Origin of the sequence: Legionella moravica DSM 19234, from assembly GCF_000423305.1 — a bacterium.
GTDB lineage: Bacteria > Pseudomonadota > Gammaproteobacteria > Legionellales > Legionellaceae > Legionella > Legionella moravica.
Genome location: NZ_AUHS01000033.1, coordinates 26701 through 32896, shown reverse-complemented (window position 1 = coordinate 32896; position 6196 = coordinate 26701). Strand labels below are relative to the sequence as shown.

Here is a 6196-nt window from a genome sequence, read left to right as displayed (position 1 = left end):
AAAAATGCTCATGTACCTGATGTACACTCCGCTTTTTTTAGTCGAGAGATCGTGCAACCTGCACTCAAAGCCAAGCCTTCATTTAATGATGATCGTTGGCACAACATGAAGAGTTTTTGATAAAGATAATCTGATACGAATTATCAATATTGTCTATAAGATATTCCAATGAATTGTTAATGGTTGCTTAATATCTATTTTGTACAATAATAATCGGCGTATTGGTATTTAACAATTAAGAAATACTTTAAAAACATCTGGTTTTGATGTGTTTTTCTGGGACGTTTTCGCCATAAATGCACAGTAAGCTATCTATTCGGGAATCTACAGTTTGTAGCAGCAAGTGCATAATAACTAAAATATATAGATTTAGGTTTTTGTATTAAGCGTTAAATTATTAAAAATTGTCTTGTGTAAAAAAGGAACAAATCATGCCAACTACAGAATCACAAATGACTCAGGCTTGTCAGCTTTTCTTTTCAGAACAATCCAGTCCTCGTTTACGTCAGCAACTTTGTAATGGCTTTAAAATAAGCGAAGTTAAAAAAAATCCTGATTTATTGAAAAAGTACATTGCAATGAAAATATTTTGCTTGGCAGAACGCTCGTTTAATAAAAGTGTATTTGATTTGACGCATGGATTTCGTAATCTTATAGGTGAGAGCATGCAAGTAAAGACGCATCTCCCATATACACTTGAACTAATTCAATCAGAAGAAAATGTGCAGATCAAACCGGGAACTATCTATATAAATCCGGATTTAGAATATTTTATAGTTATCGGTCCTGGTGGAAAACGGAGAGTTGGCACTCTTTCACTTTGGACTAACTATAATTTTCAAGCGGTGGATAATATAGAGGGCATTCATGACATTTGTTCAGGAACCATAATATTAGCAAATAATGGTGAATATATTGTTAAGGATTTTAATGAAAATCAATTTGTCGGTAAACTTGAACATATTGATTTACATAATCTTTCTGAAAAACTGCGTGGTGAAAATCAAAGACACTTTAAAATGAACGTATTGGATCAAATAGCAAAAGACACTGGCATAATGAGCAGAATTAATTTTGATGATTTGGAAAATAAACTTGATGATAAAGCGTTTATAGATGAAGTTTTAAAATTTACCTCATTAAGAGGTTTCACTCGAAAAAGTAATACAGGATTTTTACGTATTTCTCATCAAGAAGAATTTGGGCATTGGACTGCTACAAGAAAATATTGCGAAATTTCAATTAATGAGGATTTCACCAAGATCATCATTGAGCGATATGATGTGAGTAAAGGGATTGCCTGGCCGGGACATCCTGGCCAAGTACATAATAAAAAGATAGACGTTTACGAGAATTTCATAGATCCGGAAGTTTTACGAGATATTTTCAATATAATCGAAACAGAAAATCGCTATTGCCATACTTTGGGTTTTGATTTTTATCAAGCAACACTTTGGTTTGCTAACGAATATAACTTTGTTTTCTTGTTAAGTTATTTACTTTTAATTCCTGTTATTCCTGTATCTGTTTTGTTAACTTTTGTCGAAATATTTGTGGTCGAACCCATCAAAAGAGCATTCAATTGTAATTCTAACCCAGATGTTGAATCGTTTATTAAGGACGTTAGCAAACCTCAACACCAAAATACATGGTCTTTTTTTACCGCTCCAGGACAATCAAGTAATTCTTCACAGTCAATTGATAACAACGTAAATGATGAGCTGGAAAATGTTTCAGAGTGCTCCTTCAATTCTCAGGCATAAACTTGGGAATTTATGGTTAAAAAATTCAAGCTTGATGTATATCAGGTTAAATTGTGTCATTTAGAAAATAAATGATTGCTTTTTAAAGATGAATCAATAGATACAACTGATGAATCATATTTAAAAATTATTGATTTAAAAGAATTCGCTGTATTTTTTCAATGGAAATCACACTTTTCTGTTGCATTTGCACTCATTGGCTGATGATCAACTGCATCGAAGTCTTTATCAATAGATTATATTTTAATAAGACCCACACCAAAAATGCTTTAACGCTTTACAATAAAGTTATCAGAGTCTTCATTATTTAATCCTTATGACTTCAGGTTGAAAGTTTGAAAGTAACAGGTGAATATAAAGGTGTAACATATATATCCATCTACTTGAGTATTTTTACTCTATATACTTATAACTGTCATTCATTCAATAGAACACAATTTTATTGAAAATCACGCTTTTTGGTGATGATTTGTACTGTTCGAGGAGGTCAGATCACCGCTGGAGGTATAAATACTAGTCGCCTCTACTCTATTTCCTGACAGCGCGTTGACAATTTGTTGACGCGTGTAAATATTACTAGCAATTACTTGACCGTTTATCGTATTTAAGTCACGGCAGATGGATAGCTGTTCTATCAGTTTTGTGTTTAATGTGTTTATTTTATTTGCTTCAATTACAGAGCAATTTTTTAAAAATACTTGTAGGGAGAGGTTGGGGGAAGACTCAGGATGTGTGTCGTTAATTAGATCTATTCTTTGCTTGGCACTTTCTTCCAGTTTTGTAGACAGAACCTGTTTTTTTTCTGCCAGTTCTTCCAGCTGATTAAATTGCCTTGTACTCAGAACATTTTTTTCTTCGGCCAATAGTATATTAAGCGCTTCGATCCAGTTAATTTCTTGCTCTAAATGCCCGATCAGCTTGTTTGCATTGTTATTATTATTCATTAAATCATCCTAATATTTAAGCCATTTCTACAGAGTTCAACATGTTCATCGCAATTTGGCTGCTGTTGATTTGATAGCTGCCTGAATTAATTTCTGCTTTAAAATATAAAACACGTGCTTCATTAATTTCAGGTACATCCTTGAGTGACGCTTTAAGAGCTTCTAATTGCTTTGAGGTATCGCTGAGATTGACGCTGTCAGTAGATACAGCTGTATTCTCAGGGGCAGAACGTTGTGCGTCATGAGTCTTGGCTTTCAGACGACTATCTGAATCAATGGATTTCATATTGGCCGAATCGTTGATATGGTTAACCATACTAATATCCTCATTCAAGTTTAACATTGTTATCGGCTCCTTTTGCGATTTCTTTAGTAAATTTCGGTTAATTTTTAATCTTTATAATTACTTAAGGCATTAAAAGCTGTTTATTCAGTGATTTGGGCATCATTAACGCAGTGAACTGCCTTTTTTCACATAAACCATATTTGTCCAGGGGCGCGTTATAATTGAGTTTACGATAATCTCTATTTCCCTTGCTAAGCAGAGAGATTAAAGCTGTAGTATCTCAACTATAAAACAACGGCTACTTTTTTTTCCCCAGTTACCTGTGCATCTATAACTCGTTTTGAGGACAGATTTTTTACTTTAATCGAATCACCAAGTACTCCTTCATCCAATGCAATCCCATCCATACTCACTGTTAAATAGTCATTCGTTGCCACGATGGTCACCTGATCACCTCTATGAACCAGCTTTGCTAATTCAATATTAAACGAGTTAAGGGGACTATCCGGGGTTATATCATGCTTACAGATAAGTCCAATTAATTCTTTAGGGTCAGTAAAATATCCTTGTTTTAATTTTTGGGCATCCATCTCCATTGGATAAAGATCATTGCTCGTGATTCGACTTCCTTTAACCAATGCCCGCTTTGCAACTAATACTGTTTTTAAAACGCTAATTTTTACGGGAACGTATAAGGTCCAATGATTGTCTTCTTCTAAACATTTGATCCCCATTGTATTGGTATTGAGCATGGGGGTTTTATACGGGTTAAAAATCTCAAGTTTGTTTTCTGCACAAGCCCTGAGGTTTAAGCGTGGATCCAGTTGATCTGCTTGTACTTCAATTTTTCCTTCGGTATAGGTGGTCAGTTCATTTAAAACATGTGATTCAATTTTATTTTTTATTAAATCGAGCGATTGGCTCAGGTCTGCATATAAACAGAAGCTTGCAAAAAATGTTAAAACACTTAGTATGCTCTTTTTCACAACATGAATCCTTTTTCTATTTATTGACTCATTTATTATGAGTATTGAATCCCTAGCAATATTTACGCCAATTTTCAGGAGTATAACATGAGAGACTATTTCACTGTCTACCTGTTGATTTTATGCGTGTTTACTGGAACGGCTTATTCCGAGAGCCATCATCCACAAGATTTTTTAAAGTCAGTTGAAGGGGCAAAAGATGAGGGCGAACAGATTTATAGCCATTATTGCGCCAACTGCCATGCTCAAAAACCCTTGATTTCACTCGGTGCTCCACGAATCGGTGAGGAAGCCGATTGGAAAATAAGATTGAAGCAAGGGTTTGACGTTCTTTTTATGCACACTGATGAAGGTTTTAATGCAATGCCTCCACGCGGTGGATGCTTTGAGTGTTCAGATAGGCAGTTGGCTCTGGTTCTAATCAGCATGGTTCCTAAAGAAGCACAAAAAAGCCTACTAAGTGAGCTTCGAGATCACAAAAAATACAAATAGTTAAAATATTTTATCAAAAAAGCTAAACCTATTTCAAAATCTCCCGATACAATAAAAAAAAAGAGGGAGATATAAAGTGAAAAAACAACTACTGTTAGTACCTGTTTGTGCTTTGGCGGCCTCTTGTGCTTCCATGGATAGGTCAACTGCTATTGTCGATGATGCGGGGTATACTCATTACACTATGAGTATGGAATCAGATCATAAGGGCGCTAATTATTTTCCTGAAAAAAGAGAGCCTACCGGGAAAAAAGTGTTTGTGTTTGATCCTAAAGCTACAGCATGGGCAGCCTATGATGCTCAGGGTAACAGGGTGAAAACTGGAAGCGCTTCAGGAGGAAAAGATTTCTGTGAAGACGTGGGCAGATCGTGTCGAACGGTAACAGGTACCTTTAAGGTTTATTCGAAAAAAGGGGAAGATTGCAAATCCAGCATCTATCCTATAGAAACAGGGGGCGGTGCGAAAATGCCTTATTGCATGCACTTTAGTGGCGGATACTCGATACATGCAGCCTATGAAGTACCTAATTACAATGCAAGCCATGGATGCATCAGGGTGTTACCCAGCGCTGCAAAATGGTTGAATCAGAATTTTATTGATGTTGGAACTTCTGTAATTGTTAAGCCATACTAAGAATAGATTCAATATAAACGCTTCTCCACTACTGCCCTGTAATTTACAGGGCTTTTTTTTGGGCTTTTGCCTCTATTCAGGGTTTTTCGTAAGTCCAGTGAGTATTTATACGAGTGTATCAGGACTTGATAATAATTGAACCACATCATACTATCGTGATTTTTTTATTCAGGGTAGAACGCTATAATGATTTTATGTATTGATGTTGGAAATTCTCACATATATGGTGGAGTTTTTGATGGCGACGAGATAAAGCTTCGTTTTCGACATACCTCTAAAGTGAGCACTTCCGATGAGTTGGGTATCTTTTTAAAAAGTGTTCTGCGTGAAAATAATTGTTCTCCAGACAGAATTAAACAAATTGGCATTTGTTCCGTAGTTCCTCAATTAGATTACTCATTGCGAGCAGCTTGTGTCAAATATTTCTCATCAGAACCCTTTTTTTTACAAGCAGGGGTTAAAACAGGTTTGAATATCAAATACCGCAATCCAATAGAGGTAGGTGCGGACAGGATTGCCAATTCAATTTCAGCAACCCACATTTATCCCAATCAAAATATTATCGTGATCGATTTTGGCACAGCAACTACTTTTTGTGTGATTACCGCTCAAAAAGCGTATCTTGGGGGAGCTATTTTGCCAGGAGTTCGATTATCTGTTGATGCGTTATCAAATAATACCGCCAAATTACCTTCCGTTGAAATTATTAAAACTGAAAGTGTCGTTGGGCGTTCTACCATCGAAAGCATTCAGTCTGGAGTGTATTACGGTGTTTTAGGTGCTTGCAAAGAGTTAATACACCGAATTAATCAGGAATCCTTTGCTGGAAAAAAAGCATTAGTACTCGCTACAGGAGGTTTTGCCTCATTATTTGATAAACAGGATTTGTATGATCATCTGGTTCCTGATTTAGTGCTTCAGGGGATTCGATTGGCATCTTTGATGAATGTATAGCTTGTTGATTGATGAAAGGATTCTTTCCAGTCCAAATTGCACTTGCCCGCTTGCTTGCAACTGAATCTTATACACATCGTCGAAAAATCAGTTCTGTTTTACATTCTGGTTTCCGCGGTTGCAGCCGCGGAAATTCG

General features: G+C 35.9%; 7 protein-coding genes. 4 read left to right on the top strand and 3 right to left on the bottom strand.

Annotated features, from left to right (window positions below; genetic code table 11):
* The first annotated feature begins 431 nt into the window (after positions 1-431).
* Positions 432-1763 carry a hypothetical protein gene (locus G543_RS0108975; protein ID WP_028384228.1) on the top strand — a complete coding sequence of 444 codons (1332 nt, stop codon included), beginning with the start codon at positions 432-434 and terminating at the stop codon, positions 1761-1763.
* A gap of 449 nt (positions 1764-2212) precedes the next feature.
* On the opposite strand, the gene G543_RS0108965 is transcribed toward G543_RS0108975, so the two are convergent.
* From G543_RS0108965 to flgA, 3 genes are all read right to left on the bottom strand, one after another.
* Positions 2213-2707, bottom strand: coding sequence for a flagella synthesis protein FlgN (locus tag G543_RS0108965; RefSeq protein ID WP_028384227.1), 495 nt, complete (start codon positions 2705-2707; stop codon positions 2213-2215).
* A 16-nt stretch (positions 2708-2723) separates the two neighbouring features.
* Positions 2724-3050 (bottom strand): flagellar biosynthesis anti-sigma factor FlgM, encoded by a 327-nt coding sequence (flgM, locus tag G543_RS0108960; RefSeq protein WP_028384226.1) that lies wholly within the window; start codon positions 3048-3050, stop codon positions 2724-2726.
* 227 nt (positions 3051-3277) lie between these two features.
* Positions 3278-3979 carry a flagellar basal body P-ring formation chaperone FlgA gene (gene flgA / locus G543_RS0108955; protein ID WP_028384225.1) on the bottom strand — a complete coding sequence of 234 codons (702 nt, stop codon included), beginning with the start codon at positions 3977-3979 and terminating at the stop codon, positions 3278-3280.
* An 87-nt stretch (positions 3980-4066) separates the two neighbouring features.
* Here flgA and G543_RS0108950 point away from each other — a divergent pair, with 87 nt between their 5' ends.
* The 3 genes from G543_RS0108950 to G543_RS0108940 all read left to right on the top strand — a co-directional run bounded on the left by G543_RS0108950 (position 4067) and on the right by G543_RS0108940 (position 6059).
* Positions 4067-4471: a c-type cytochrome gene (locus G543_RS0108950; protein ID WP_028384224.1), complete on the top strand. Its 405-nt coding sequence runs from the start codon at positions 4067-4069 to the stop codon at positions 4469-4471.
* 76 nt (positions 4472-4547) lie between these two features.
* Positions 4548-5105 (top strand): L,D-transpeptidase, encoded by a 558-nt coding sequence (locus tag G543_RS0108945; RefSeq protein WP_028384223.1) that lies wholly within the window; start codon positions 4548-4550, stop codon positions 5103-5105.
* A gap of 186 nt (positions 5106-5291) precedes the next feature.
* A complete protein-coding gene (locus G543_RS0108940; protein WP_028384222.1) occupies positions 5292-6059 on the top strand; it encodes a type III pantothenate kinase in 768 nt (255 codons plus the stop codon).
* Positions 6060-6196: the final 137 nt, after the last annotated feature.